This window comes from Streptacidiphilus sp. BW17 (assembly GCF_041262485.1).
Classification (GTDB): domain Bacteria; phylum Actinomycetota; class Actinomycetes; order Streptomycetales; family Streptomycetaceae; genus Streptacidiphilus.
This window is the reverse complement of record NZ_JBGCCR010000005.1, coordinates 144685-171058: the sequence shown is the minus strand read 5'-3', so window position 1 is coordinate 171058 and position 26374 is coordinate 144685. Positions and strand designations below refer to the sequence as shown.

Sequence of the window (26374 nt, the reverse complement as noted above, 5' to 3'; positions counted from 1 at the left end):
GCCGACAACGCCGATCTGACCGACCGTGAGCGCGGGGTGCCCGCGCAGAACATCGACGCCCTGGCCGAGGCCGGCCTGCTGTCGCTGATGCAGCCCGCCCGTTACGGCGGCCTGCAGACCGACTACCGCACCCTGCTGGAGGTCGGCCGCGAGGTCGGCCGCGCCTGCGGCTCCACCGGCTGGTTGACCTCACTGCTCAACGCCAACGCGTGGTTCGTCGGGCTTTTCCCCGCCCAGGCCCAGGACGACGTCTGGGCCCACACCCCTCACGCCCGCGTCGCCGGCGTGATCACCCCCTCGGGTACCGCGCGTGTGGTTGAGGGCGGGTACCGGGTGAGCGGGCGCTGGGCCCCCGCCTCCGGGTGCGCCCACGCGGACTGGGCGGTCCTCGGGGTCACCCGGCCGGATGCGGAGGGCACGACGGACGCCGTCGGCATGGTGCTCGCGCCGATGTCGGAACTGACCGTCGAGAACACCTGGTTCGTGGCGGGCATGCGCGGGACCGCGTCGAACACGCTCGTCGGTGAGGACCTCTTCGTGCCCGCACACCGCTTCCACTCCGTCCCGGACGCGGTCGAGGGCCGCTACGCCACGCCCTTCACCGACGAGGCGCTCTACCGGTCACCGTTCGTGCCGGCTGCGGCCCTTGTGTTGACCGGGCCCCAGCTGGGGCTGGCGGTGGCCGCCGTCGATCTCCTGATCGAGAGGGCCCCGCAGCGGGGGTTGACCCTGACGAGCTACACCTCCCAGGCCGACGCGCCCGTCATCCAACTCGCCGCCGCGAACGCTGCGTCGCTCGCCGACTCCGCCCAGCTGCACGCCTATCGCGCGGCCACCGACATCGACGAGGCCGCGCGGGCCGGGGTGTTCCCCGACTACCACGCCCGAGCCCGCATGCGGATGGACGCAGGAGTGGCGGCGGTCCACGCGCGCGAGGCGGTCCGCATCGTCTGCTCGGCCCAGGGGGCTTCGAGCTTCGGCGAGTCCAATCCGCTGCAGCGCATCTGGCGCGACATCGAGACCGGGAGCCGTCACGCCGTCCTCAACCCCGAAGTGGCGGCTGAGATCTACGGGAAGTCGCTGTTCGGCATCCGGGGCACCGTGACCGTGATGGTGTAGCGGCCACCGCCTACAACGGCCCCGGACGCGCCCAGCGGACCGGTGCCCGCGCGCCCGGTGTGCTGCGCAGCAGCCGGGTGCGGCCCCGCAAGCTGGGCCACGCCGTCGTCGGCACCACCGACCTCGACGCCACGACCGCGTTCTTCCGCGAGGGGCTCGGCTTCAAGGCGTCCGACTACATCAAGGACCACGGGGCGTTCCTGCGCTGCTCGACCGACCACCACAACATCCTGGTCCTGGCCGCCCCGGTCGCCTTCCTGCACCACTCCTCCTGGCAGGTCGACGACATCGACGAGGTCGGCCGCGGCGCCGCCGCCATGCTGGCGGGCAATCCCGAGCGGCACGTCTGGGGCCTGGGACGACACCACGCCGGTTCCAACTTCTTCTGGTACCTCAAGGACCCGGCCGGCAACTTCAGCGAGTACTACTCCGACCTGGACTGCATCGTCGACGACCAGCTGTGGACGCCGGAGGTCCTGGAGGGCGCGAAGGGCCTGTTCAACTGGGGTCCACCACCCCCGCCCTCGTTCCTCGCCCCGGAGGATCTCGCTGCCCTGATGACCGGGTCCCACGGTGAGTCGAGGTAGCGCGAAGGAGCAGAGGCTGCGGGACCGGGCCGCCCACCGGAGGGAGTGTCAACGGTGGGCGGCCCGGTCGCGTGCGGTCAGGGGTGCGGTCAGGGTGTGATCAGGGAGCGAGCACGACCGTCTTGCCGGGCAGCCGTCCGGCGCCGGCGTCCTCGTGCACGGCGGCCAGCTCGGCCACCGGGCGGTGGGCGGCGACGTGGACCTGGAGCCTGCCGGCATCCACCTTGGCGACCAGCTCCGCCAGTTGGGCTCCATCGCTGCGGACCCACAGGCTCGCGCTGCGCACCCCCCGAGCGGGGTCCTCGGGAATCGGGCCGGCCGTGCTGGCGGCGACCCCGCCGTCGGCGACGTAGTTCGTCAGCTGCGAGAGCTCCTCCGGGGAGACGCGCACGTGGTTCACCACGACCTGGAACGGACCGCCCACGGCGGCCGGGCCTTCGGCGAGGGCGAGCGGGCCGACCACCCGGTCCGCGCCGTAGCCCCGCAGGCGGTCGGCGTGCTGCGGCGAGTCCACCGCCGTGACGTGCGCTCCCGCGTCGACGGCGAGCTGCACCACGAGGCTGCCCACCGCGCCCCCCGCCCCGTTGACCAGGACGGTCTGACCGGGCTTCAGCTCGGCGAGCTCGAACGCCGTCTGCCAGGCCGCCAGACCGGTCAGCGGCAGCGCCGCGGCGTCGACCAGCTCGGTCGTCCGGGGCGCCGGGGCCAGGGACTCGGCCGGGACGAGCACGTACTCGGCGGCGCCGCCGGCGGTGTCGAGGGGCAGCATCGCCAGGACCCGGTCGCCGATCTCCAGGCCGGTCACGTCCGCGCCGAGTTCGGCGACGGTGCCCGCCAGGTCGATCCCCGGCACGTACGGGAGAGTGATCGGGAGCATCTCGGCCAGGGCACCGGCGCGGATGTGGTCGTCGACCGGGTTGAACGACGTGGCCGCCACCCGCACCAGCACCTGCCCGGTGCCGGGGACCGGACGCTCGACCTCCTCGTAGCGCAGGACCTCGCTGCTGCCGAACTCGTGGAAACGCATTGCCTTCATGGAGCTTTCCTCCAGGGTGTGTTGACGTCGTCGCCAAGGGATGAGGCGATCAGGCGGGAAGGTGGAGCACGTCGAGGCGCTCAGGTCAGCTGCACCGAGCGGGTGGAGTTGCCCAGCACCATGCGGTCGATGGCGCTCACCGCGCTGCCGGGGTCGTCGGCGGCGCCGACGGTGAGCAGCAGCGGGACGAAGTGGTCGGCGGTCGGGTGGGCGACCGCGGCGCCGGGTGCCTTGTTGCGGTAGTCGGCCAGGGCGTCGGCGTCGCCCCGGGCGAGGGCGTCAACGGCCCATTCGTCGAAGGCCGTTGTGTAGGCGGCGAGCTCCGGCCGATGGAACACGGCGAAGCTGTGCGTCATGAAGCCCGAGCCGAGAACGAGGATGCCTTCGTCGCGCAGGGGCCGCAGGCGTGCCCCGAGCTCGAGCAGCGCGCGGGGGTCGAGGCTGGGCATCGACAGCTGCACGACCGGGACGTCGGCCGCGGGGTACATGGCCATCAGCGGGATGAAGGCGCCGTGGTCGAGGCCACGGTCGGCGAACTCGTGCACCGGCGTCCGGCCCAGCAGGCCCGTGAGTCGCCGAGCCAGGTCGGTGGCGTCCGGGGTCGCGTAGGGAAGGGTCTTGTAGCGGGGGTGGAAGCCGCTGAAGTCGTAGTGGAGCGGGGTGCCGGCCGCGGCTCCGGACATCGCGACCGGCGCGCGTTCCCAGTGGGCCGAAATGACCACGATGGCCCGGGGTTTGGGCATCGACCGGGCCCAGTCGAAGAGGTCGCCGATCCACTGCGGATCGTCGAGGGTGAACGGGGCCCCGTGGCTGACGAAGAGGCTGGGCAGGGGCCCGTCGGAGGGGTTCCACACCCGCTGCTCGCGCGCCTGTGGCAGGACCCGGGCCAGCAGGTCGTCGTATGCCGCGGCTGGTGCTGTCATCGAAAATCAGCTCCTTCACTTGCCTGAGCAAGTGTTATCACTTGCCCAGGCAAGTCAAAAGTAGCTCATGATGAGTTGCCTAGGCAAGTGATGCGAGTTGCCCGGGCAAGTATGATGGAGCTCATGGAAACTCAGTCGCCCTGGCTCGACGACGACCAGCAGGACCTGTGGCAGGCGCTCCTCACGGTCGTCATTGCCCTCCCGGCGGCCCTCGACCGCCAACTGCAGCGAGACGCAGGCATCTCCAACTTCGAGTACGGGGTGCTGGCCCAGCTGTCCATGGCCGACGAGGCCACGATGCGGCTCAGCGACCTGGCCCGGGTCTGCGACAGCACCCAGCCCCGCCTGTCGAAGGTGATGGATCGCTTCGAGGCCCGCGACTGGGTCGCCCGCCGACCCGACCCAGGCGACGGTCGCTACACCCTCGCCGCCCTGACCGACGCCGGCCGGCAGAAGCTCGTCGAGAGCGCACCGGAACACGTCGCGCAGGTGAAGCGGCTCGTCTTCGATCCGCTCAGCGCCGCCCAGCGCCGCCACCTCGAGGCCGCACTCACCCGCATCGCCGCCACCGTGCGCCGGGAGCTCGAAGGGGGCTGAGCGCGGCCGCGGCGGGGGTCTTCCGCTCGCGGGATGTTCGGGCATCCGCTTGGCTTGCGACGGTGGTAACGGGGTCTCAGGTGTTCTCGACGGTCTTCGAGTGCCGACAAGGCACTCGAAGACTTCACCCCGCAGCCCGGACCGGGGCTCCATGGCCGCCGTGGTGGAGTCGGTAGTGCTGGGCGAGGAGATCGCGTCCGTAGTCGTTGCCGTTGGGGGCGCGCACGATGGTGTGGACGTGGAAGCGGGCGGGCTCGGGATTGGTGAGGAAGACACCGGGATGGTTGTCGTACTCGACCAGAAGCACGGGGGAGTGGATCCGGTAGTAGAAGGCGCACTCGTCGTCGTGGCCGCCGCGCCAGGCGAACCGCGTCTCGTCGAAGTGCTCGCGGACGAGCGCCAGGGTGTGCTCGGCCTGTGGCAGCGGGAGGCGGTCGAGATAGACCCGGATCAGTTCCACCAGACCGTCACGCTGCTCGGTCGGCAGGCTAGCCGCGACGATCCCCTCGGGTGGCAGGACGAGGTTGTCACTGCCCGCGCCGGCGAGATGCCGACCGTTCCACGGGCCGGCGAGTTCGGGCGGCAGGTCCTGCGCGCGCAGCGAGGACCCCATCAGGAACTCGCCCTCCCGGTCGGGGTCCAGAGTGCGGCGGAACGTCAGGGCGACCTCGGTCTCGTCGCCGAAGGCGGTGATGCCCTCGAACCGTCCCGTCCCGGTCGTCGGCTCGGCACCGAGGAACACGGGGGCGAGGACGACCTGCCCGCCGACGAAGACGCAGTGCAGGTCCACGTGATGACCCATCAGCTGCCATCCCCACGGGGAGTCGCCCGAAGGGGTCCCGAAGACGGTGAACCAGTAGGCGAACTCCGTGAGCGTGTCCCGGTAGTCGTCGATGAGCTCGCCCAGGTTCTCGTTGAGCGCCATCGCCGCTCGCACCTGGGCGTAGCCGGCCGGGCTGAGGCTCGCCTCGACGACGGCGAGTGCGCGGTCGCGGTCACGGTCGGTGAGCCGCTCCAGGCGCATGCCCTTCGGGTGCCAGGTCGGGATCGCGTTCGTCCACAACCGCCATTCCGGGGCGTCCATCGGCAGGGCGGCGACCACCCGCTGATGGGGCGCCAGACCGTCGAGGTAGGTCCGGGCCGCCGTGACGGCGGTCTTCGAGGACGCCCCCGCGTCGTCGAGGCGATAGAGGCCCGGGCGCGGGGTGCCGTTCTCGGTGATGCCGACGTAGGGCTCGCGGTGACCGCGTAGGCCGGCGGTCAGCTCGAAGGCCGCCTCCGGGGGGAGCAGGTCGTCGAACAGATGGGAGTCGACGATCGGCAGGTCGCCTCGCGTGGTCGGCAGGGGGAAGTCTTCCCGGCGTCGTTGGCGGGACAGTCGGCGGGACATGGGTCTCCTTACTCGGTGGGGACAGCGAGGACGTCGCCCGGTACGAGGAAGCGGTTCTCGATCCGCCGGGAGGCGATGAGCCACCAGGCCTCCCCGTCCGGCTCGCTGACCCGGACGAAGCGGTCGAACACGTCGGCGACCAGTACCGGAACGGTCGTCGGCAGCGGAGGCTCTCCGTCCTGCGCGTAGAGGACCAGGGCGGACACGGCGTCAATGCGATCGGTCTCGTGACGGAGGATGTGGAAGTTGGACATCAGGTGACGTGAGACCCGCGGCCCCCGCGCGGTGCGGTCGCGGTACACGCCGTTGATCTGGTCGGTGCCGCGGAAGGTCCGGCGCGAGAACGTCAACTCCGCGTCGGCGGTGAAGAAGCTGGAGGCCGCCGAGCCGTCACTGTGGTCGATCTCGAACCACAGCGCGGTCACCAGCATCGACAGTTCGGTGTGCAGGAGGGCGCGGGTCCGGCCTCCCATGGCCTCAGCGTCCGCGGTCACCAGCCGACCGCCTTCGTGTGGGTGCGAACACCGCTCACCAACGCGTGTGCGCCCTGGCGCAGCATCGCGGTGTCGGCCCCCAGGACGAGGAACTCGTACCCGCGGTGGTCCAGCAGTTCCGACGCGTTGCCCGAGGCCGTGGTGCCGAGGGTGACGCGGTGGTCGGCACAGCGCCGTTCGGCCGCCGCGACGAGTTCTGCCAGCCTGCCGTCACCCTCGCGGAACCGGCCGGAGACCGCGAGATCGGTCGGGCCGATGAAGACCGCGTCGACGCCGGCGACCTCGCCGATCTCGACGATCGCCTCCAGAGCTCCGACGCTCTCGGCCTGGACCACAAGACGGACCTCGTCATTGCCGGAGCGCAGGTAGTCACCGAGGGCTTCGAGTCCCCACCGGCCGGCCCGTCCGGAGTTGCTGGCCCCGCGTCGCCCGAGCGGAGGGAACCGGGTCGCTCGCACGGCGTCCCGCGCGCCGGCGGCGTCGTCCACCTGCGGGACGAACAGACCGGCCGCACCCGCGTCCAGCGGGACCTGGACGTCGCGTGGCGCGGTGCCGGCGACCCGGACGAAGGGCGCGACGCCGCAGCCACGGGCCAGCCCGATCATGGTCGACATCGTGCGGGTGTCGATCGCGCCGTGCTCGGCGTCGATCACGACGAAGTCGAACCCGGCGAGTGCGAGCAACTCGACGCTCTCCGGTGCGGGGAGCTTGACCCAGGCTCCGAGCCGGGGGAACGCATCGCCCGTCACCGCCGGATCCCCTGGTATTCGCCGGAGTTGAGCACCCAACCATGCGCGAGGAAGTCCTCGCGCGGCGGGGCGAAGACGTCGATCAGCGTGTGCGGGCCCGCGCCCACGGCGCGGGTGGTGTGCACGACGGTCGGCGGGATCAGCGTCATCGAGGGACTGCTGACCTGGACGTGCTCGTCGTCGCGCCACTCACTCATCCGGGGGGTCCACGGGACCCTGAGGTGATGGGCGTAGTCGCCCACGAGCGTCACCGACATCTGCTCGAAGTCCTCGTGGGAATGCGGCGACAGCCGTTCGGTGTCGCGCGGCCCCTCGTGCACCGGAAACCAGTTCACCATCAGCGACGCCGTCCGGAAGATCCGGCCCAGGCGTCCCTCCTCGTCAGGTATGTCACGCAGGCGGTGTATCCGGATTCCGTCACCGCCGGCCTCGATGGGCTTCAGTGGTGCCACGGCCCGCAGGTCGGCCCCGGCGCCATGGTTGACGGCCCGCCTCATCTGCTCGTCGCAGCGGGCGGGGAACACCCGCGCCACCGTGGTCGACGACGCCGCGCGCACGGTGCTCGTGCCGGCCGGTACGACGACGAGCGCAGGCTCGGACACCGACACCCCTGCCTGACCGTCGTGCTCCACACCCACCCACGCGTCGTCCTGGACGAGCAGCACGTACTCGTCGGGCAGGTCGTGCTCGGTGAGCCGGTCACCCGCTGCGAGTTCGGTGATCGCCACCACGAAGTTCCGGCCGCACACCGACCACGTCCGGCTGCCGCCCTCGGAGACCAGGTCGGGATCACGCTCTGAGGTCTCGTCGACGACTGAGGTTCCTGCGATTGCGGCGATGGTCATCGGACCTCTCCTTTGGCACTGCGCGGACGACACGAGCTTGCTGCCGACGCGGCCGAGGAACAATCGCGAGTTTCCGAGCGCACCGATCGACTGAACCGAACCATCCAGGCAACGACGGCGCCTGACCTCGCCGCCGGTCCGGCGGGCGGCGGACCCTGCGACTCACGGCGTATGCGGTCCGCACCGCCTGGCGCCGATGTTCTGCCGGGGTGGCGCTGAGGTTCAATCCTGCCAAGTGCCGCTCTTCCTAGGCTTGCAGGGCGGGAACAACCCCCGTTCCAGCCGGATTTTGCAGTTTCCGCATCTTCGTGGACCGCGACGCGCACCGCCGCGGACCATCACCACGAGCCCGATCACGGCTCGTCGGAACGTCCTTGATCTGAGAGGTGGTGGCGGCAATGGGGGAGCAGGAATCCCACGCGGACCGCATGCGGTACTTCGTCGAGCAGGTGCAGCAGAAGGGGTGCCTGGACCTGATCGACGCGCTCGTCCATCCCGACTTCCGGAACCACACCGCCGAGCCGGGGCAGCGCAGTGACCGGGAGGGGGTGCGCGAGACCATGGCGGCACTGCACGAGGCCTTCTCCGACCTGCGGGTCGAGGTCCTGCACTGCGTCGGCGCCGGAGAACTCGTGGCTACCCACAAGGTGTTCCGCGGCAGCCACACCGGCGCATGGTTCGGCGTCCCGCCGTCGGGCAACCGGGTCGAGTTCAGGGCGATGGACCTGGTCCGCTACCGGGACGGGCAGATCTTCGAGCACTGGGCCGTCGCCGACGCGGTGACCCTGCTCCGCCAGACCGGCGCACTGCCGTAACCCCGGCCACCTGGCCCGCGGCACATCAGGACCGCGCGCCCGGACATTCCGCCCGCACAGCCGCGCGGGCGACAACATCACGTGACACATGAGGAGTTGAAGCATTCCGATGGCTCAGGAAACGTTCACGGGCAAGGTCGTCATCGTCACCGGCGGCGGATCGGGCATCGGCGCGGCCACCGCTCACCGCTTCGCCGCCGGGGGCGCCACGGTGGTGATCATCGGCCGGACGCAGGCGAAGCTGGACAAGGTGGTGTCCGAAGCGGCGGCGGGCTCGACGGTGATCGCACGGCTCGGCGACGTCTCGGACGAGGAGGAGATCACCCGGCTGGTGGACGGCGTGGCCCGCGACCACGGCCGGTTGGACGTCCTGGTCAACAACGCCGGTACGTGCGAGCCGTTGGGCTCCGTCAGCGACATCGATGCGGCGGGCTGGCGGCGCGTCATGTCCACCGATGTGGACGGGGTCTTCTTCGCCTCCAGGGCCGCGCTTCCGCATCTGCGTGCCGTGGGCGGCAGCATCGTGAACGTCGGCTCGGCATCCGGGCTCGGCGGTGACTGGGGCCTGGCCGCCTACGACGCCGCCAAGGGCGCGGTGACCAACCTGACCAATGCGATGGCGCTCGACCACGGTGCGGAAGGCGTGCGGATCAACGCCGTCCATCCCAGCATGATCTCCACCGACATGACGGCGGGATTCCTGCAGAGCGACGCGATCGTCGCCGCAGCGCTCAACCGGGTACCGCTGCAACGCTTCGGAGAGCCTGCCGAGGCAGCTTCCGTCATCACGTTTCTGGCCGGTCCGGCGGCGAGTTACGTGAACGGGGCCCACATCCGCGTCGACGGTGGCCTCGGCGCCTCGAACGGCAATCCGCACATCGCGTAGCGCGCCCAGAGATTGCCGCAGACCCGGCGAAAGAGTTCCGGCGAAAGCGTTCCGCAAGGTGGCCCCACGTACCTTCCACGGCGAAGTCAGGAAGATCTCCGACCTCGACCCAGTGGAGGACCGTATGGACGCGCTCAGCAGGTGGGTGACCCGACATCGACTGCTTGTCGGATTGCTCTGGGTAGTGATCACGGTGGTCGGTCTCGTCCTGGCGCCGTCGGTGTCGGGTCGCCTCAAGCCCGGCAACCACCTCAGCGGCGCCGCCTACACCGCGGACGTGCAGATCGCCAAGCAGCACGCCGGAGTCACTCGGACCCCGGCGTGCTGGTGCTGAACCTGCCGTCCGGTCAGACGGTGAACTCGCCGGGCGTCGCAGCGGAACTCAAGGCCGTCGACAGCGCGATCGCCAAGGCCGCGCCCACCCTGCGGAGCACGGAGGCACCATCACCGTCGGCCCGTCGATCCCGGATCCACTCGACCCGGCCCATGGCACTGGGGCCCAGTTCACCTTCCGGCTGTCTGTTCAGCCGGACGGCAGCGGCGACGAGTGGACGAGGGTTGCTGACTGAGGTCGCGGTGTCAGCGACGGTGCAGGGTCTGGAGGGCTTCGACGAGGACCTTGGGGTCGTGCCGGCCCTTGTAGACCGGAGGGGGCTGCCTGTCGAGGTGGAGGAGCCCCGCGACGGCGGTCCAGGCGGTTCGCACGGAGTACTCGACGGTGAAGACCACGTCGTCGGGGACCTCGGCGTACTGGCCGATGAACGCCAGGTTGGTGGACCCCGCGGGGACGACCTGGGGGCGGTCGCCGGCCTTGCGGACCAGGAACTGGCTGGTGATGTATGGCATCATCGCCGGGAGCACGATGGAGCCGTCCAGGATCCGGGGGCGCTCGGCGAAGCGCAGGTGCTGCAGGACCTCGTCGAGGATCTCCCGGCCGGTGCACTCCCTCATGGGCTTCTTGACGAAGTCACCTTCGCGGTCGGGGAACAGGGCGTAGCCCCACCACACGAACGTGTCCTCGGGCTGCTCACGGAAGTGCGGCTGGTGGTTCAGGACGATGGTCAGCAGCCAGCCGGACTCCTTGAACGTGATCAGTCCGCCCTTGCCGGCCTCGCTGCCGCTGAACTCCTGCATGAGCTTGAAGAAGACCGGGTCCTTGGTGGTGACCGTGAACGACTCCCAGGTGGAGTCCTGCACGGAGGTGTTGAACACACTCGGGTCGCCCAGTCCCGGCCGCTTGGCCGCGAGAGTCTCCCACAGGGCCCAGGAGCCGCTGGAGGAGGTGGTGTCCAGGGGCGGGACGGTGTCGGTGTCACCCAGGGTGGAGTTCGCCGTCATCGACCCGTTGGTGACCAGCACCAGATCACCGGCGGCCAGAGTGGTGACCTCGGTCTTCCCGCCACGTTCCCAGGTGATGGACTCCGCGGTCAACGCGTCGCCCGGCGCGAGGCTCAAGTCGGTAACGCGGGTGCCCAGTTGGAGGGTGACTCCCTGCTCGGTGAGCCACTTCAGCAGCGGGCGGACGATGGAGTCGAACTGGTTGAACTTGGTGCGGTAGATCCCTGACATGGTGTCGAAGGTCTTGAACAGGTGCACGAAGCGGTTGAGGTAGCGGCGGAACTCGATGGCGCTGTGCCAGGGCTCGAAGGCGAAGGTGGTGCACCACATCGCCCAGAAGTTGGTGGAGAAGAACTCCTCGTGGAACAGGTCGGCGATGCGATTGCCGTCCAGCAGCTCCTCCGGGGTCGCCACACACGTGACCAGCTCCAGCCGGTCACGTTCGGAGAAGGTCATCGAGTGCGCGTCGATGACCTTCCCTGCGGCGTCGATCAGTCGGGCGTGGTCGTCCCAGGCGAAGTCCTCGTGGAACGCGAAGGTGTCCTCGGTCACCGATTTGGTCGGGTCGTCCAGCGACGGGATCGAGGACAGGAGGTCGTACGTGCAGTCGAAGTGCACCTCGAACATCCGCCCGCCGCGCATCGTGTAGCCGGTCTCCGGGGATCCGGCCGCATCCAGGCTGCCGCCCTCGCGGTTCTGCTCCTCCAGGATCACGATGTCCGACCCCGAGAACCCGCCCTCCCGGATCAGGAACGCCGCCGCCGACAGCGACGCGATCCCACTGCCCACCAGATATGCCTTCGCCACAACCATCCTCATCCCTGTCCGACCGTGACTGCCCAGGCGAGCCGGACCGGCCGACTGGCTCCGGGAGTTGTGCGACGCACAGGAGTACCCAGGACCAGCAGCCGCGACTCTGCGCCGGCCACCTCGCCACCCGGTCGGCCGACGGTCGGCGTCGTGGCCGGTCAGCCGCGTGCGCCGGCCAGGGTGTCGTGCGAGACCTGCCAGAGCAGGGCGGCGGCCTCGAGGTCGAGGGCGTAGGCGGCGACGCCGGTGCGTGCGCCGAGCTCGCCGCGGACGGCTTCGTTGCAGTCCTCGAAGTAGCGGCCGCTGACGCCCTCCAGGAGAGGGGAGGCGGCGAGCAGCACGGAGGTCGCCGCGCCCTGTTCGGTGGTCTTCCACGTGAGCTCCGTGCCGCCCGCGGCCCGGGCGCGCAGGCGGGCGAGTTCCTCCTCGGAGACGTGACGCTGGAGGTTGGTGCGGATCCCCCCGGGCATCAGCGCGTTGACGGTGATGCCGTCCGCGGCCCAGCGCTTCGCGGCCTCGACGGCGAACAGGACGTTGGCGGTCTTGGACTGGCCGTAGGCGGACCAGGGCTCGTAGGCACGCTCGCGGAAGTGGATGTCCTCGAAGACGACCGGGGAGCGGTGGTGGGCGCTGGAGCTGACGGCCACGACGCGCGCGCCGCCGTCCCGGGCGAGGGCTGCGTGCAGGCCGGTGGCCAGCGCGAAGTGCCCGAGGTGGTTGGTGGCGAACTGGAGCTCCCAGCCTTCCGGCGTGCGGAGCTCGGGCGAGGCCATCACCCCGGCGTTGTTGACCAGGATGTTCAACGGGCCGTTCCAGGCGGCGACGAACGCGGCAACGGAGGACTGGTCCGCGAGGTCCAGTGGCGCGACGTGGATGTCCTTGTTGCCGGTCGTCGCGGTGATGTCCTCGGCCGTGCGGGCGCCTGCGGCGACGTCCCTGACGGCGAGGGTGACCTGCGCGCCGGCCGAGGCGAGGGCGCGCGCGGTCTCGACACCGATGCCGGAGGCCCCGCCGGTGACGACCGCGCGGCGGCCGGTCAGGTCGACGCCCGAGATGACCTCGGAAGCCGTGGACTCGGCGCCGAAGGGGGTGGTGAGGCGAACAGGGGGAGGAGTGGCGTTCATGGTCGTTCCCGTCTGGCTGGATGCCCGGAGCTGGGGTGCGTGCGGGAGCGCGGCCGGTAGAGTAGTAACCGGAGGGCCCTCCGCATATCTCGAGCCTAAGCGGAGGATCCTCCGTTTGCAAGCATGGCCGCGCCTTCTCGCCGAGCGGGAGTCGGAGAGACCTGCCTGCGGGGCCAGAAGGAGGAATCGCTGTGACCGCCGCCGACCCCCGGCCGCTGCGTGCCGATGCGCGCCGCAACCGTGACCGACTGATCGAGGTGGCCGCCCGGGCCTTCGCTCAGGGCGGGACAGAGGCGACCCTGGACGCGATCGCCAAGGAGGCCGGTGTGGGTATCGGCACCCTCTACCGCCATTTCGCCACCCGTGAGGAACTCGTGGAGGCGGCCTACCGCAGCGAACTCGCCCAGCTCTGCGACTCCGCAGCGGAACTCCTGGAGGCCAGGGAACCTGACGCCGCGTTGCGTGCCTGGATGGACGGTTTCGTCCACTACATGACGACCAAGCGCGGGATGTCCGACGCGCTACGCGCTCTCATCGCCTCCGGTGGCGACCCGTTCGCGCACAGCCGCGCGATGTTGACCGCGACGATCGCCGAACTGCTGCGTGCCGGGACGGCGGCGGGCCTGGTCCGTACCGACGTCGACCCGACCGACGTGCTGTTCAGTCTGAGCGGCCTCTCCCTGGCCGCCGCAACCCCGGAACACCAGGCCCGGATGGCACGCCTCCTCGACCTCCTGATGGATGGCCTTCGTTACCACTCCGCAGCCGACACCGCCGCGCCTAAGTGACGCTGTCGGGCCGCTGAAGGCGGTCACGCGGTCACGTGTGGCAGGGCGCGGCAGAACTGGGCGCGCGCCACAGGCGGCGGATCTGGGTCATTCCCTCGCCGCGGCGCCGGGCTCCGTGTCAGTGGTGGGGTCTAGCCCGTGGTGGGCAGCTCGACCGGGTAGGCGGCGACTCGCGCCCTCGCCGTGACCGCCGAGGTCGGCTCCACTCTCTGTGCGGTCACGCCGTTGCGGTCCGACCAGGCGCACAGCGTCGTCGCCACCGCGACCGCGATGGCCGGAGCCATGTGGCAGATGGCGGCCCCGGCACGAAGCTGCGCGACTTCTACGAATCCGAACCCGGACTCGCACACGCCGTCGTGGACGTCGAGCCGCGGCTGACCGACACCCTCGGCGCCCTCCTTGTCGGCTACGCCGCCCGCTCGGCCCGGCCCGACTCGAATTGACGCCCGTCACCTGCTACGACGCGACCCCGGCCCCAATCGACGTTTCGTCAGACGGCTTTGACGACTGTGCCCGCGCCTTCGAGCGCGGCGACCTCGTCGGTGGGCGCTGTGGTGTCGGTGACGAGGGTGTGCAGGAGCGTGGCCGGGCCGACGTGGGCGTGGGCGGTGCGGCCGAGTTTGCCGCCGTCGGCGGCGACGATGACGCGGCGGGCTGAGGCGATGCCGGCCTTCTTCACGGCCGCGTCGTCGAGGTCGTAGGCGGTCAGGCCTTCGGTGGCGCTCAGGCCGCAGCAGCCGATTACGGCGGTGTCGAAGCGCAGCGCGGCCACGGAGGCGAGCGTGAGGGGGCCGGTCAGGGCTCCTTCGGCGGCGCGGGGCCGTCCGCCGGGCACCAGCAGCGTGGCCGGGCCGGGAGGGTCGCTGAGTGTGTGAATGGCCTGCAGTGACAAGGCCATCACGGTCACCGGCCGCTCGCGCAGGAGGCGGGCGACCTCCAGGCAGGTGGTGCCGCTGTCCAGCAGGACGGTCTCGCCGTCGGTGATGAGCGAGGACACCTCGGTGGCGATCCGCCGCTTGGCGTCGACGGCCTCGCGGGCGCGCAGCGCGAAGGGCGGCTCCTCGCCCCTGAGCAACAGGGTCCGTGCTCCGCCACGGACGCGTTCGAGCACGCCCTGTGCGGCGAGCACGTCGAGGTCACGCCGGATGGTCATCTCCGAGGTGCCGGTCAACCCGGCGAGTTCCTGGACGGTGACCTGGCCCGACTCCCTGACGGCCTGCGCGATCACGGAGTGACGGTCTGCGTTGCTCATACCGCGATTGAACACCACCTCGAAACGAACATGCAATGTGTTCAGAATGCGAGCTTCCAAACAACGAATCTGTTCGTTACGGTGGCTGGTGTGCACCCTTCGCATCGAGCCGCCCGTGCGGCGACCTTCGTCTACTTCGTCCTGTGCGGCGCCCTGATGGGCACCTGGGTGGTGCACATCCCCGCCATCGAGGAGCGCGTGGGCATCAGCCACGCGACCCTCGGGGGCCTCCTGGTGTTGCTGGGGCTCGGGGCCTTCGCCGGCATGCAGGTGACCGGCCGCCTGACCGACCGCCTCGCACCGCGCCTCGTCGTCCCCGCCACCGGTGTGCTGTCCAGCGCGGCCCTGGTACTGCCCGGCCTGGCCCGAAGCCCGTGGACGCTGGCGGGCGCCCTGCTGGCCTTCGGCTTCGCCAACGGCTGCCTCGACGTGAGCATGAACACCCACGCCGTCCACGTGGAGAAGGCCTACGGCCGACCCATCATGTCGGCCTTCCACGCGACCTTCTCCGTCGGCGGCGTCATCGCCGCACTCGCCGCAGCCGGTGCCGCCGACGCCGGCATGGGCCCGGCCACCACCCTCGGCGTCTCGGCCGTCCTCGGCACCGTGGTCGCGCTGACCGCGGCCCGCGGCCTGCTGCCTGGCACGCCCGCGTCCGCGACCACCACCGCACAGGCCGAGCAGGCACCGGCCGCGAAGCGGCGCAGCGCGCCCCGCCGCATCTGGATCCTCGCCGCCCTGGCGCTGACGACCATGCTGTGCGAGGGAGCCGCCAACGACTGGAGCACCCTGCACCTGAAGGACATCCTCGGAGCTCCGGCGAGCACCGCCGCCTTCGGCTACGGCACCTTCGCCGCGGCGATGACCACCGGCCGTCTCCTTGCCGACCGCGTCGCCGCCCGGTTCGGGTCGATGGCCGTCCTGCGCTACGGCTCGGCCACGGCCGCCGTCGGCATCACGATCGCAGCCTTCTCCGGGTCGATATGGACCGCGTTCGCGGGCTGGGCACTGTTCGGCCTGGGACTGTCGGGCTGCGTCCCCCAGCTCTTCAGCGCAGCCGGCCACGCCGACTCCTCCGCCGCCGGTGCGAACGTCTCCCGCGTCGCCGGGCTCGGCTACCTCGGCATGCTCGCCGGGCCCGCCGTTATCGGCTGGCTGACCCACCTCACCGCGCTGAACCACACCTTCCTGCTGCTGACCCTGCTCTGTGTGACCACCGCCGTGGCGGCCGGCGTCCTACGCACCGGCCCCGGCGCCACGCCGGACCCCGACCCCGAGCCGGCGCCCGAGCCCGCGTGCAGAAACCACTGACCGCCTGCGCGGCAGGATCCTGACTCCGTGCCGGGCAGGCTCCCGTCCACCCTCGAAGCCCGCCCGGAACAGGAAGCAACGCCGCCATGTCCACCGACCGACGCATCGTGCTGTTCGACCTCTTCGGGGTCATCGCCTGCCACCAACGCCCCGGCGCCCTGGAGCGGATGGCCGCCCGGTGCGGCGCACCCGCCGAGGCCTTCGCCGGCGCCTACTGGGCCGGCCGGCCGCCCTACGACGCCGGGCAGCAGTCCGCTCATGCGTACTGGACAGGTGTCCTGCGACGGCTGTCGCTCTCCGTCGACGCCAGCACGGTCGAGTGGCTGCGGCTCGCGGACATCGACAGTTGGTCCCGGGTCGACGACCGCATGGTCGCCTACGTGCAGAGCCTGCGGAACCGCGCCGAGGTCGCCCTGCTGTCCAACATCCCCGCCGACCACGCGGACGTCTTCCTCGGCGCGCAGCCCTGGCTGCGGAGCCTGGACCACGTCGCCCTCTCCGGGAAGATCAAGGCGGCGAAGCCGGACCCGGCGGCGTTCCACTCCTGCGTGGCTGCCATGCGGGCAGCCCCGGCCGACTTCCTGTTCGTCGACGACCGCGAGGAGAACGTGCGCGCAGCCGAGACGCTCGGCATGAACGGCCACGTCTTCACCCGACTTGACGACCTGGCAGCGGCCGTCGACTCCTGGCTGTCCACCCGCGCGGCGTGATCGACGCCCCTTCCGCCGCGCGCAAGGCAGCCACGCTCCGCGCTACGCGAGGCTCGCCCGAGCCTCGCTCTCGCTGAGGAGGCGGCCGTTCAGCCCGCCGAACTGGTGGAGGTCGCCGAAGACTTCGATCCGGGCCGTGTCGTCGACACCGCCGGCCCGGACGGGTGCCCAGCCGCCCTTGGTGATCAGATCCGCGACGGCCGCACCGGCTGCGTCGTCGTCCGTCGCGTAGTACAGCGCGACCTTGTCGCCCTCGGCGGTCTGCGTGGCGTCGAGTCCGTCGGCGCCGAGCGTGCCGAAGGCCTTCACGAAGCGCGCCCCGGCGGGCATCAGCTTGGCCAGTTGTTGACCCGCTGAGACGCCCTCCGGGTTCAGGCTCTTGAAGCCGTCGCCGTCAGGAGCGATGTTGTTGGACGGGTCAACGACGATCTTGCCTTTGAGGGCTTGGGCGTTGTCGGCGAGCAGCTGCTTGGCGGTGTCGAACCAGGTCGCCAGAACCACGGTGTCCGCGCCTGCGATGGCGTCCTGGACACCGGAGGCGGTCACGCCGTTGCCGATCTTCTCGGCCGCCGCCTGGGCGCTGCCGAGGTTGCTCGCTGCGACCGTGACGTCGACGCCTCCCTGCGCGAGCCGGTGGGCGACCCGAGCGCCGATGTTCCCGGTGCCGATGACGGCGACAGCCATGATGACCTCCTGAGTTGTGCCCAGCGATCGCTGAGGAACGAAGATGAAGCAGTCGTGGCGGACCCCGGCCACGTTAGGGACCCAGGGGCGCCGACTGTCCTCAGCCACGCCCTGCCTGTCACCCGCTCGGCAGCCGTCGGCGCCGTCCGCCCAGGCGCAGGCCGAGGGGGTAAGGGTGATCATGCGAGTCAAGTCTCATCATTAGAGTCAACTTGCTATGCTTGGCTCATGGACAGTGGCGAACCGACGACACCGAGGGCCGCAACGGGCCGTGTGAACCAGAAGCTGCGCACGCGCCGGGCGATCGTGGAGGCCGCCGTCGAGCTGATGCGCACCGGTCGCGATGTGACGATGCTTGAGGTCGCCAAGTCCGCTCTGGTGTCCGAGGCCACGGCGTACCGGTACTTCCCCGACCTGGCCAGCCTGCTTCAGGAGGCCATGGCCGGCCAGATGCCCACCCCGGCCGAGGCGCTCGCCTCGGTCGCGGACTCCCGCGACCCGGTGGAGCGCATCGCCGCCGCGACCGAGCATCTGCTGCGCACGGTGCTGACGTACCAGGGTGCGACCCGCGCGATGATCGCGGCCACGATCACCCGTCCCGAGGCCGCGGGCGCTCGGCCGGCCATGCGCTTCGGCCTGATCGACCACGCGCTCGCCCCGCTGGACGAGACCGTCGGGGCCACGGACCCGGCAGCCGTGGCGCAGTTGAAGCGGGACCTGGCGGTCGTCGTCAGTGCCGAGGCCTTGTTCGCCCTGACCGACCTGTCGCGACTGGACCCCGAGGATGCCGTCGCCAGCGTCGTCCACACCGCGACCACGCTCACCCGGGCCGCGCTGGACGCCGCCGCAGCCGTGGGCGGCCGTCCCGCCGCGCGGCGCTGACGACGCGTCAAGCCTGCGCGCCTCGGCGCACCCTGGGCGTGCTGCTCACGCTCGGGACGGACTCGGCCGGGAACCGCGCGGCGACCCGCGCGGCGGTCGCGGTGGCGCGGCGTGTGGTGGCGGCCAGGCCCGTCACCGCGATGACCAGGCCGCATACGGCCAGGGTCCACCACCCCGCGTGGCTGGCGGCGGCGAACCCTGCGTGGACCGGTGCCCGGGTGCGCGCGGCGACGATCGCGCCGAGGACGGCGACGCCGAGGTTGTTGCCGACCTGCCGGGCGGTGGTGGTGATCGCGGAGGACACCCCGGCCTGGGCGCGCGGCATGCCTGCCACCGCGGTGCTGGTGATCGGCGCGTTGACGAGGCCGAACCCGATGCCCAGCAGCACATAGGCGGTGAGCAGAAGCGCCCACGGCGTGGTCGGGGTGAGCGTGGTCAGGGCCAGCGTGGCAGTGGTGATCAGCAGGCCGGCGGCGACCAGGGGTGGGCGCGGGCCGTGGGTGGCGGTCAGCCGTCCGGAGAGCGGTGAGGCGAGCGCGATGCCGACGGCCATGGGCGCGGTCAGCAGACCGGCGTGCAGTGCGCTGTAGCCGCGCACGTCCTGCAGGTACAGGGTGTTGAGGAACAGGAACCCGGACAGGACCACGAAGGCGGCGACGGCGGCGACGAAGGAGCCGGTGAACGGGACCGACCGGAAGAACGCCGGATCGACCACCGGCTGCTCGCGGCGTCGCTCGTAGCGGGGCAGTACGGCGGCAGCCGCCGCGGACAGGACGAAGAGGCCGATGATGGGGGCGCTCGTGTAGCCCCGGCGTGAGCCCTCGATGATCGCGCAGATCAGAGCGGTGAGGGTCGTGACGACGAGCACCTGCCCGACCGGGTCCGGGCGCCGGGGCGTGGCGGCCCGGGACTCGGGCACGAACACCGCCGTGAACACCAGGGCGGCCACACCGACGGGGATGTTGATCCAGAAGATCGAACGCCAGCCGGCCGAGGCGACCAGGAAACCGCCGACCACCGGGCCCGCCGCCAGGGACAGTCCGACCGTGGTGCCCCAGAGCCCGATCGCGCGGGCCCGCTCGCGCGGATCGGGGAAGGCGTGCGTGATGATCGACAGGGCGACCGGGTTGAGCATGCTGGCGCCCAGGCCCTGGACGACGCGGAACGTGATCAGCCACCCCAGCGACGAGGCGAGCGAGCAGGCCAACGAGCCGGCGGTGAACAGCGCCAGTCCGGCCTGGAACACCCGGCGCCGGCCGATCCGGTCGGCGGTGGATCCGGCGAGCATCATGAAGGCGGCGACCGCCAGGGTGTAGCCGTCCACGGTCCACTGCAGGCCGCTCACCTGCGCGTGCAGGTCACGGCCGACGGCGGGCAGGGCCACGTTCACGGCGGTGGTGTCCAGGGCGGTGATCAGCAGGCTCAGGCAGCAGACCGCCAGAACCAGCCCTGCCCGCCGACGGCTGCTGTCGGCCGGGAGCGTATGCGTCGTCATGTCCGTCCTCCTCCTTTTCTCTCGTTGGTGGTGCGGTCGGTGGTGCGGTCCTCGAAGGCACGGCGCCCGCCGCTCCGCGAACGGCGCGGCACGGCGGGCGCGGATGCGTGGCGGCCCGGGCTCGGAACGATCCGCCGGACAGGCCCTACGCGCGGTGGGGCTCGACCTGGGTGTCGACGAAGTCGCCGATCGCCTCGAAGACGGCTGCGGGCTGCTCGATGTGCGGGAAGTGGCCCGCCTCGGCGATGGGCCGGTAGGAGGCACGGGGGAAGGACGCGGCCAGGGCCCGCTCGTACTCCAGCGGCGCGATGCCGTCCTGCTCGCCGGCGAGCACGAGCACCGGGACGGCGACCCGGTGCAGGCGGCCCTGGAGCTTCGGGTCGTAGCAGAACGGGTCGCCCGCGTACACGGCCAGGGTCTGCTGGTTGGCGGCCATCGCGGCCAGCTGCTCCGGGGCGAGCGTGGTCGGGTCCGGGCGCAACTGCGGGTTGTGGAAGGCGAGTTCGCCGGTCTTGACCGGGCCGAGCTCGGCGGGGTCGGCGATCTGCACCGGGGGCTCGGGGGCGATGCCGGTGGAGGCGAGCAGGGTCAGGCAGCTGATCCGGGTGGCGTTGTCGCGCAGCGCCATCTCGGCGGCGATCCACCCGCCGACCGAGCTGCCCGCCACCATGACGCCGCGCAGGTCGAGCGCGTCGAGCAGGTCGAGGTAGGCGCCGGCCAGGTCGGCGACGGTGTCGGTGGACGCCGGGCGCGGCGTGCCGTCGAACCCGGGGTGGGTCGGCACGACCACGTAGGCGTGCTGCGACAGGCCTGCGGCGAAGCCGGCCATCGAGCGCGGTCCCGCGCCGCCGTGCAGCACAAGCACGCCGGTGCCCTCGGTGTTCTCGCCGAACTCCTGGACCGTGACGGCAAGTCCGCCCGGAAGGTCGATGGTGCGGGTCGTGCTGGTGGAAGCGGAGACAGACATGGTGATGGATTCCTTCGGTACGCGGCTATGGAGACGGAAAGTGGCGTGACTCTGGATCTCGCGTCGGTCATCGGGGTTGCGGCGCGGAAGGCCTCGCCGCTCGGCCCCGGGTTACAGCTCCACTCGGGTGCCGGGTTCGACGATGCGGACGCTGGTGTCGGGGGCCAGGTCGCGCGATGCGTCCTGGTAGCGCAGCGGGTTCTTGTCGCTGCGGGTGATCAGCCGGTCGCCCAGGAAGCCCTTGGTGAAGGCGTAGTGGTGGGGGACGGCCAGCTCGGGTCTGAGGATCGCGGTCAACTCGGCTGCCTCGTCGGCGTTCATGACGACCTGCATGTTGTTCGCGGGCCGGATGTGCAGGCCGTTGGTGGGCAGCAGGGCGAGCGAGATGTGTCCCAACCGCTTGGGGATCTCGGCGAGTTCGGGGATGAGCATGGTGTCCCCGGCGAAGTACACCGCGTCGGAGCCGGCGCGCAGGACGAAGGTGACCTCGTAGACGCCGTGCTTGGCTGGCGTCGCGGTGATGGTGACGCCGCCGACCTCGGCCTCCTCCCACGGCCTGAGGGCGGTGACGTTGGTGAAGCCGTGCCGGCGCGCCGTCTCGACGACGGTCTCGGCGACGAAGAGCGGGACCGACCGGTCCCGGTACGCAGCGAAGGCGTCCAGGTCGCAGTGGTCGTAGTGCTCGTGGCTGATCAGCACGCCGTCGAGCCGGGGCAGGTCGGGGATCCCCAGGGCGATCGGCTCGCCCTGGTAGTAGCCGGGTCTGGTGCTGAACCAGGGGTCGGTCAGGAAGGTGCGGCCGCCGATCTCGATCAGGTGGCAGCTGTGGGTGACGCGGGTGACCGCGGTCTTGGGCATGGGCTGGACTCCTTGGTGGCGCGGGCGGCAGGTGGTCGCGGCTCAGCGCGAGAAGGGCGCGAAGTCGGTGTCCGCGCTGTCCCAGATCGCGTGCGAGACCTGGTCGGGGGTCTCCAACTGCGGGGAGTGGCCGGTGTCGGGCAGTACCTGGAACCGGGCCATGGGGATCGCGGCGGCGTAGGCGCGTCCGTAGTCGGTGTCGGCGATCCGGTCGCTCTCGCCCCAGAGCACCAGGGTCGGGATCTCCAGCGTCCCCAGGCGCGCGGCCAGGGTCGGGTCGCTCATCGCGGTGCCGGCGTAGACGGCGAGCGCGGCGCGGTTTCCGGCAGCGACGGCCTGTGCCGCCGGGGGCAGGGTGGTGGGGTCGAAGCGGAAGGGGGCGGGGTCGTGGAAGGTGAGCTCGAAGACCTGATCCATGGTCAGGGAGAAGAAGTCGGCGACGGGGTGGCCGGGGACCTCGATGCCGACGGCGTCGATCAGGACGATGCCGCTGACCCGTGGCGACTTCAACAGTGCGATCTCGGCGGTGATCCACCCGCCCATCGAGTTGCCGATGACGGTCACGTCGGCCAGGTCCAGCTGGTCCAGCAGCGCGCCGTAGAGCGCGGCCAGGTCGGACACCGTGGTCAACGCCTCGGGCCGGTCGGTGCCGCCGAAGCCCGGGTGGGTCGGAGTGAGCACCCGCACGTCGTGAGCGGCGGCGAACTTCTCGGCGAACCCGGTCACCGACTGGAGACCGGCCCCGCCGTGCAGGAGCAGGAACGGTTGCCCGGACCCGTGATCGGTGACGGACACCTGGACCGGGCCGATGCCGTCGAGGGCGATGGTGTGCTGCGTGGTCGTGCCCACGGCTTTCTCCTTGATCGATTGCTGGGCCCGGAGACCGGACGGCAGTTGGGGATGGGGTGCGGCGAGTCGACGGTGCGGGTGCTCAGGCGAAGTCGGTGGCCGGTTCGGTGTCGTAGTGGCTCATCGCCTCGATCGTCGCCTCGGGTGTGAGCGGTTGGCCGCCGGCGATCATGTCGCGCAGATCCCGGAAGTAGTTGACGTACAGGTCCGGGGTGAAGGTGTTGAGCAGCACCGTGGTGCCGTCGGTCGGGTTGGCGAAGGTGTGGGGAGCGCCGGGCGGGATCATGACCAGCGTTCCTGCGGGCGCGTCGTACACGGTCTCGCCGACGGTGAACCGGGCCGCGCCGGAGACGACGTAGAAGCCCTCGTCGTGGCGGGCGTGGCGGTGCTGCGGCGGTCCGTCGGTGTGGGGGGCGAGCGTGATCTCCCCGATGCCCAGGCGGTGCCCGGTCGTGGTGCCGTCCTCCAGGATCCGCATCCGGGTCGGGCCGAGCTGGATCGACTCACCGGCGTCCGGACCGACCACCGAGACGTCTGCCATCTGAACCTCCAAGGAAGAGAGACTGCCTTTGTTGTGATAGTGCGCTCTCATGAGAGTATGCGCCGCCCTGCTCGCTTTATGCAAGTGAACTCTCATGATGGAATTGAACTGTCTTGTCGGGCCGCCGTGCAGCAACGGCGTGTCCGCCTGCCTGCCTGCCGGACGGCCGGAGCCGGGCGCAAGGCCGCTCAGGTGGGCCGCTGTCCGGCTCCTGGCGATGGTCCGGCGCGGTGCGAACCGCGGTCCACGAAGATGCGGAGACTGCAAAACTGACCGCCATGGAAACCCGTCTCGGTGATCCCGCAGCGCCATCTCCGATGCCGGTACCGGCGCCCCCGTGATGACCCGCACGGGGGTGGAAGGATGATGGTTCATCAGATGAGTCTCCTGTCGCCGGGTGAGCGGGCCTGGGGGAGGGGCTTGTCCCTGGCTTTGAACCCTAGGAAAATCAGCCCGGCGGGGGCTTGAACCACAGCGCCATCCCGGCAGAACATCCGCGCCAGTCGGCGCCTGGTGGCACCGGAGGCGAAGGCGGGGGAATCGTCGATGAACAAGGCTGAAGCGCATACCGACGGGTCGGGCAGGACCCGTCCCGGTGCGTCCGTCGGCGCAGGCGGCGTGTCGCGGGGATTCGAAGCCTTCCGCAGCGGCTGGGAGAAGGAGATCGGCGAAGGCTTCCCGCTGCCGAGCTTCAGCCCGGCGACGATGCGCGACTTCCGAGTCAGAAGCCGGGCCACCAAGGTCGGCGACGTGGCCATCACCGATCTCCACGGCGCGTCAGCCATCCGGACCGAAGGCCCCCTGGACGGCGTCGAGGACCAGGTACGTCTCTACGTCGTCAAACGCGGCTCCTGGAGCCTTGGCGCGCCGCTGTCCCGCGAGGAACAGAGCGTGCCCGCCGGGCAAGTCCTCATCCGCCACATCGGACGGCCGCTGCACTTCGAGACGGCTCCCGACACGACGGCGAAGGTCCTGGTCCTGCCCGCGGCCATGCTCACACCGCTGCTGGGAGAACGTCAGAGCGTCAGCGGTCGCGCCGACTCCGCCGAGGTGCGCCTGCTGGTGGCCCACGCGGACATGATCTACGCGACGGTCGCCGACCTCGGACGGGCTGGAGTGCAGGCCGCTCACAACACGCTCATCGAGCTCGCGAAGGCCGTGGCCAGGGGCCGCGTCGACGACGTGGAACCCGAGTTGGCCCCCGTGCTCACCCAGGCCGCGAAGGACCTGGTGGACCGTCACCTCGCCGACCCCGAGCTCTGCGGAGCGATGCTCGCCCGCGAACTCAACGTCTCGCTCCGCAACCTGCAGCGGGCGTTCGCCGCGTCCGGAGTGTCGGTGACCGCGTACATCCGACAACGGCGGCTGGAGGAGGCCCGGCTGGCGCTCGCCGCACCCTCCGGGCGGCTGAGCGTCTCCGAACTCGCCGCCCACTGGCAGTTCGCGGACAGCAGCCACTTCATCCGGACCTTCAAGAAGCACTACGGGCGGACGCCCACCGAGTACGCCCGCGCGTCCAGGGCGGCGGATGGCTGAACTGCCTGCTTCGAGCCGGGGTCGCCACCGGCCCGGGGCTCAACCGGGCCGGAGTGGTCCTGTTCGGGTGCGGGCGCGGCCGGTCGCTGGGGCGGCCGCGCCCGTCGGATGGGATGACTACGCGGGGCGTTCGGCGTTCAGGGCCGCGTTGACCGCTTCCTTGAGCGGCAGCGTGGGCCGACCCAGCAGGCGGGCCAAGTCGCCGCTTGTGGTCGCCAGTTCGCCGCGCCGCAGACCCTGGTCGGCGTCCGCGAGGATCTCGGCGAAGGCCTGTGGCACGCCGTTGCCGGCCAGGGCCTGGACGTAGTCGGCTTCCGGCAGGTCGGTGTAGCGGACCGGCGCGCCGGAGCCCGTGCTGATCTCGGCGGCGAGCTCGGCGAGCGTGAAGGCCTCGTCCCCGCCGAGCTCGTACGCCTTTCCGGCGTGCCCGTCCGTGGTCAGCACCGCCGCCGCCGCGGCGGCGTAGTCCGCCCGAGGGGCGGCGCTGACCCGGCCTTCACCCGCACTGCCGAACAGCGCGCCGTGCTGGAGCGCCGTCCCGAGGTGGTCCGTGTAGTTCTCCAGGTACCAGCTGTTGCGCAGCAGCGTGAACGGAACCCCGCCGGCCCGCAGCAGGGCCTCGGTGGCCTGGTGGTCCTCGGCCATCCGCAGGGTGCTGGTGTCGGCGTTGACGATGCTGGTGTAGGCCAGAAGCTCGACTCCTGCCTCGCGTGCCGCCTCGACGGCGTTGCGGTGCTGCTGGACCCGGACACCGGGCTCGCTGCCGGATACCAGCAGGACACGGCGTGCGCCGGTGAACGCGGCGCGCAGGGACGCGGGGTCGGCGTAGTCGGCGGCCCGCAGCTGGACACCCCGGTCGGCCAGGGCCTTCAGGCGGTCCAGGTCGCGGCCGGTGGCGACGATGTCGGCGGCGGGTACGCCTCGGTCGAGGAGGTTCTCGACGACCAGGCGGCCGAGGTGGCCGGTGGCGCCGGTGACGACCAGTGTCATGTGGGTGCTCCTTGTCGATCGGTCTCCTCGATCAACTCCGCACTCCGTCCGAACCCTTCCCAAGCGACGGTACGCACGTTTGTGTACGGTACTGGCATGAAGGAAAGTATCGAGGTCAGCGGCGCGGCAGCGGGGAACCTGTCCGGGAATGTCTTCGAGCCGAACTGCCCCAGCCGGGTACTCCTGGACCACATCACGAGCCGCTGGGGGGTGCTGGTCCTGGTGGCCCTCTCGAACGGGACGAGGCGCTGGGGCGAGCTGCGCCGGTGGGTGAAGGGCATCACCGAGAAGATGCTGGCCAGCACCCTGCGCACGTTGGAGGCGGACGGCCTCGTGCTGCGCGAGGTCCACCCGGTCGTACCGCCGCGGGTGGACTACAGCCTCACCGAGCGCGGGCGGGAGCTCGTCGCGCTGCTGCTCCCGCTCGTGGAGTGGGCCACCGCCACCGCGGCGGCGGACGCCGAACCCCCCGAGGTTGCCGGCTGACGGCACGGGCGGGCCCCCGCACTGCCCGGATGCGGGAGCGACCGACCGGGCTGAGGCTGGACCCATGAGTAACCTGCAGCCGCCGAACCAGGACACGCCCGTCTTCGTCAGCGCCTACGACACGAACAGCAGCCACCGCAGCGTCGTCGTCTGCCGCCTCGACGACAGCCTCACGGAGCCCCAACCCTGCCGTGCCCAACGCGACATGCACCGGTTCGTCGAGCATGAGCGGCCTGGCACCGACCTCGACGACCCCTCCCAGATCTACTGGGTCGATCACCCCGGCAAGTGGCCGCACGAGCGCTGAGTCGA

30 protein-coding genes and 1 pseudogene are annotated in these 26374 nt (G+C 71.0%); 14 read left to right on the top strand and 17 right to left on the bottom strand.

What is annotated here, in order from left to right; genetic code table 11:
• The first annotated feature begins 36 nt into the window (after positions 1 to 36).
• A complete protein-coding gene (locus tag ABH940_RS08390) occupies positions 37 to 1119 on the top strand; it encodes an acyl-CoA dehydrogenase family protein (protein ID WP_370104959.1) in 1083 nt (360 codons plus the stop codon).
• Positions 1116 to 1706, top strand: a pseudogene (locus ABH940_RS08385) (VOC family protein); the annotation flags it as partial. The gene ABH940_RS08390 and the pseudogene ABH940_RS08385, both read left to right, overlap by 4 nt.
• 100 nt (positions 1707 to 1806) lie before the next feature.
• Here the strand turns inward: ABH940_RS08385 and ABH940_RS08380 are convergent.
• Both ABH940_RS08380 and ABH940_RS08375 read right to left on the bottom strand, forming a co-directional pair.
• On the bottom strand, positions 1807 to 2742 hold the full coding sequence (locus ABH940_RS08380) for an NADP-dependent oxidoreductase (protein ID WP_370064164.1): 936 nt from the start codon (positions 2740 to 2742) through the stop codon (positions 1807 to 1809).
• An 80-nt stretch (positions 2743 to 2822) separates the two neighbouring features.
• The gene (locus tag ABH940_RS08375) at positions 2823 to 3572 is read right to left on the bottom strand and encodes a dioxygenase (RefSeq protein WP_370105030.1); all 750 of its coding nucleotides are present in this window, start codon (positions 3570 to 3572) and stop codon (positions 2823 to 2825) included.
• Between the two features lie 216 nt (positions 3573 to 3788).
• On the opposite strand from ABH940_RS08375, the gene ABH940_RS08370 reads away from it, so the two are divergent.
• The gene (locus ABH940_RS08370) at positions 3789 to 4262 is read left to right on the top strand and encodes a MarR family winged helix-turn-helix transcriptional regulator (protein WP_370064160.1); all 474 of its coding nucleotides are present in this window, start codon (positions 3789 to 3791) and stop codon (positions 4260 to 4262) included.
• Between the two features lie 124 nt (positions 4263 to 4386).
• On the opposite strand, the gene ABH940_RS08365 is transcribed toward ABH940_RS08370, so the two are convergent.
• The 4 genes from ABH940_RS08365 to ABH940_RS08350 are packed head-to-tail and all read right to left on the bottom strand — an operon-like array spanning position 4387 to position 7740.
• A complete protein-coding gene (locus ABH940_RS08365) occupies positions 4387 to 5652 on the bottom strand; it encodes a DUF3500 domain-containing protein (protein WP_370104958.1) in 1266 nt (421 codons plus the stop codon).
• An 8-nt stretch (positions 5653 to 5660) separates the two neighbouring features.
• A complete protein-coding gene (locus tag ABH940_RS08360) occupies positions 5661 to 6146 on the bottom strand; it encodes a nuclear transport factor 2 family protein (RefSeq protein ID WP_370104957.1) in 486 nt (161 codons plus the stop codon).
• Positions 6143 to 6895: an HpcH/HpaI aldolase/citrate lyase family protein gene (locus ABH940_RS08355; protein ID WP_370064154.1), complete on the bottom strand. Its 753-nt coding sequence runs from the start codon at positions 6893 to 6895 to the stop codon at positions 6143 to 6145. The genes ABH940_RS08360 and ABH940_RS08355 overlap by 4 nt, the downstream gene beginning before the upstream one ends.
• Complete coding sequence (locus tag ABH940_RS08350; RefSeq protein ID WP_370104956.1) at positions 6892 to 7740, bottom strand: hypothetical protein; 849 nt, start codon at positions 7738 to 7740, stop codon at positions 6892 to 6894. The genes ABH940_RS08355 and ABH940_RS08350 overlap by 4 nt, the downstream gene beginning before the upstream one ends.
• A gap of 398 nt (positions 7741 to 8138) precedes the next feature.
• Here ABH940_RS08350 and ABH940_RS08345 point away from each other — a divergent pair, with 398 nt between their 5' ends.
• The 3 genes from ABH940_RS08345 to ABH940_RS08335 all read left to right on the top strand — a co-directional run bounded on the left by ABH940_RS08345 (position 8139) and on the right by ABH940_RS08335 (position 9775).
• The gene (locus tag ABH940_RS08345; protein ID WP_370104955.1) at positions 8139 to 8555 is read left to right on the top strand and encodes an ester cyclase; all 417 of its coding nucleotides are present in this window, start codon (positions 8139 to 8141) and stop codon (positions 8553 to 8555) included.
• Between the two features lie 109 nt (positions 8556 to 8664).
• A complete protein-coding gene (locus tag ABH940_RS08340) occupies positions 8665 to 9441 on the top strand; it encodes an SDR family NAD(P)-dependent oxidoreductase (protein WP_370104954.1) in 777 nt (258 codons plus the stop codon).
• 124 nt (positions 9442 to 9565) lie between these two features.
• Entirely contained in the window at positions 9566 to 9775 is a 210-nt protein-coding gene (locus tag ABH940_RS08335; protein WP_370104953.1) for a hypothetical protein, read from the top strand.
• Positions 9776 to 10020: 245 nt separating this feature from the next.
• Here the strand turns inward: ABH940_RS08335 and ABH940_RS08330 are convergent, their stop codons facing one another.
• Together ABH940_RS08330 and ABH940_RS08325 are read right to left on the bottom strand one after the other, a co-directional pair.
• The gene (locus ABH940_RS08330) at positions 10021 to 11586 is read right to left on the bottom strand and encodes an oleate hydratase (protein ID WP_370104952.1); all 1566 of its coding nucleotides are present in this window, start codon (positions 11584 to 11586) and stop codon (positions 10021 to 10023) included.
• 161 nt (positions 11587 to 11747) lie between these two features.
• Positions 11748 to 12713, bottom strand: a complete 966-nt coding sequence (locus ABH940_RS08325) for an SDR family NAD(P)-dependent oxidoreductase (RefSeq protein WP_370104951.1) — start codon at positions 12711 to 12713, stop codon at positions 11748 to 11750.
• A gap of 191 nt (positions 12714 to 12904) precedes the next feature.
• On the opposite strand from ABH940_RS08325, the gene ABH940_RS08320 reads away from it, so the two are divergent.
• Positions 12905 to 13501, top strand: coding sequence for a TetR/AcrR family transcriptional regulator (locus ABH940_RS08320; protein ID WP_370104950.1), 597 nt, complete (start codon positions 12905 to 12907; stop codon positions 13499 to 13501).
• Positions 13502 to 13632: 131 nt separating this feature from the next.
• Here ABH940_RS08320 and ABH940_RS08315 read toward each other — a convergent pair whose 3' ends face one another.
• Positions 13633 to 13785, bottom strand: a complete 153-nt coding sequence (locus ABH940_RS08315; protein ID WP_370104949.1) for a hypothetical protein — start codon at positions 13783 to 13785, stop codon at positions 13633 to 13635.
• On the opposite strand from ABH940_RS08315, the gene ABH940_RS08310 reads away from it, so the two are divergent.
• The gene (locus ABH940_RS08310; protein ID WP_370104948.1) at positions 13786 to 13944 is read left to right on the top strand and encodes a hypothetical protein; all 159 of its coding nucleotides are present in this window, start codon (positions 13786 to 13788) and stop codon (positions 13942 to 13944) included. It begins immediately after the preceding gene.
• Between the two features lie 47 nt (positions 13945 to 13991).
• On the opposite strand, the gene ABH940_RS08305 is transcribed toward ABH940_RS08310, so the two are convergent.
• Entirely contained in the window at positions 13992 to 14753 is a 762-nt protein-coding gene (locus ABH940_RS08305; protein WP_370064136.1) for a DeoR/GlpR family DNA-binding transcription regulator, read from the bottom strand.
• Between the two features lie 30 nt (positions 14754 to 14783).
• Here ABH940_RS08305 and ABH940_RS08300 point away from each other — a divergent pair, with 30 nt between their 5' ends.
• Positions 14784 to 16064: an MFS transporter gene (locus ABH940_RS08300; RefSeq protein WP_370104947.1), complete on the top strand. Its 1281-nt coding sequence runs from the start codon at positions 14784 to 14786 to the stop codon at positions 16062 to 16064.
• Positions 16065 to 16150: 86 nt separating this feature from the next.
• On the top strand, positions 16151 to 16774 hold the full coding sequence (locus ABH940_RS08295) for an HAD-IA family hydrolase (protein ID WP_370064132.1): 624 nt from the start codon (positions 16151 to 16153) through the stop codon (positions 16772 to 16774).
• Between the two features lie 42 nt (positions 16775 to 16816).
• Here the strand turns inward: ABH940_RS08295 and ABH940_RS08290 are convergent, their stop codons facing one another.
• Complete coding sequence (locus ABH940_RS08290) at positions 16817 to 17458, bottom strand: NADPH-dependent F420 reductase (RefSeq protein WP_370104946.1); 642 nt, start codon at positions 17456 to 17458, stop codon at positions 16817 to 16819.
• Between the two features lie 228 nt (positions 17459 to 17686).
• Between ABH940_RS08290 and ABH940_RS08285 the strand changes: the two genes are divergently transcribed.
• On the top strand, positions 17687 to 18340 hold the full coding sequence (locus tag ABH940_RS08285; RefSeq protein ID WP_370064128.1) for a TetR/AcrR family transcriptional regulator: 654 nt from the start codon (positions 17687 to 17689) through the stop codon (positions 18338 to 18340).
• 7 nt (positions 18341 to 18347) lie between these two features.
• Here ABH940_RS08285 and ABH940_RS08280 read toward each other — a convergent pair whose 3' ends face one another.
• The 5 genes from ABH940_RS08280 to ABH940_RS08260 form a co-directional block, all read right to left on the bottom strand.
• Positions 18348 to 19835 (bottom strand): MFS transporter, encoded by a 1488-nt coding sequence (locus ABH940_RS08280; protein ID WP_370104945.1) that lies wholly within the window; start codon positions 19833 to 19835, stop codon positions 18348 to 18350.
• A gap of 145 nt (positions 19836 to 19980) precedes the next feature.
• On the bottom strand, positions 19981 to 20802 hold the full coding sequence (locus ABH940_RS08275) for an alpha/beta fold hydrolase (protein ID WP_370104943.1): 822 nt from the start codon (positions 20800 to 20802) through the stop codon (positions 19981 to 19983).
• 111 nt (positions 20803 to 20913) lie between these two features.
• The gene (locus ABH940_RS08270) at positions 20914 to 21660 is read right to left on the bottom strand and encodes an MBL fold metallo-hydrolase (RefSeq protein WP_370104942.1); all 747 of its coding nucleotides are present in this window, start codon (positions 21658 to 21660) and stop codon (positions 20914 to 20916) included.
• 42 nt (positions 21661 to 21702) lie between these two features.
• Entirely contained in the window at positions 21703 to 22509 is an 807-nt protein-coding gene (locus ABH940_RS08265; protein ID WP_370064120.1) for an alpha/beta fold hydrolase, read from the bottom strand.
• Between the two features lie 82 nt (positions 22510 to 22591).
• On the bottom strand, positions 22592 to 23050 hold the full coding sequence (locus ABH940_RS08260; RefSeq protein WP_370064118.1) for a cupin domain-containing protein: 459 nt from the start codon (positions 23048 to 23050) through the stop codon (positions 22592 to 22594).
• 546 nt (positions 23051 to 23596) lie between these two features.
• Here ABH940_RS08260 and ABH940_RS08255 point away from each other — a divergent pair.
• Positions 23597 to 24586 (top strand): helix-turn-helix domain-containing protein, encoded by a 990-nt coding sequence (locus tag ABH940_RS08255; RefSeq protein WP_370064116.1) that lies wholly within the window; start codon positions 23597 to 23599, stop codon positions 24584 to 24586.
• A 117-nt stretch (positions 24587 to 24703) separates the two neighbouring features.
• On the opposite strand, the gene ABH940_RS08250 is transcribed toward ABH940_RS08255, so the two are convergent.
• Positions 24704 to 25576, bottom strand: coding sequence for an SDR family oxidoreductase (locus tag ABH940_RS08250; protein ID WP_370064114.1), 873 nt, complete (start codon positions 25574 to 25576; stop codon positions 24704 to 24706).
• A 96-nt stretch (positions 25577 to 25672) separates the two neighbouring features.
• Between ABH940_RS08250 and ABH940_RS08245 the strand changes: the two genes are divergently transcribed.
• Complete coding sequence (locus ABH940_RS08245) at positions 25673 to 26062, top strand: winged helix-turn-helix transcriptional regulator (protein WP_370104941.1); 390 nt, start codon at positions 25673 to 25675, stop codon at positions 26060 to 26062.
• Between the two features lie 64 nt (positions 26063 to 26126).
• On the top strand, positions 26127 to 26369 hold the full coding sequence (locus ABH940_RS08240; protein ID WP_370104939.1) for a hypothetical protein: 243 nt from the start codon (positions 26127 to 26129) through the stop codon (positions 26367 to 26369).
• The last annotated feature ends 5 nt before the right edge of the window (positions 26370 to 26374 follow it).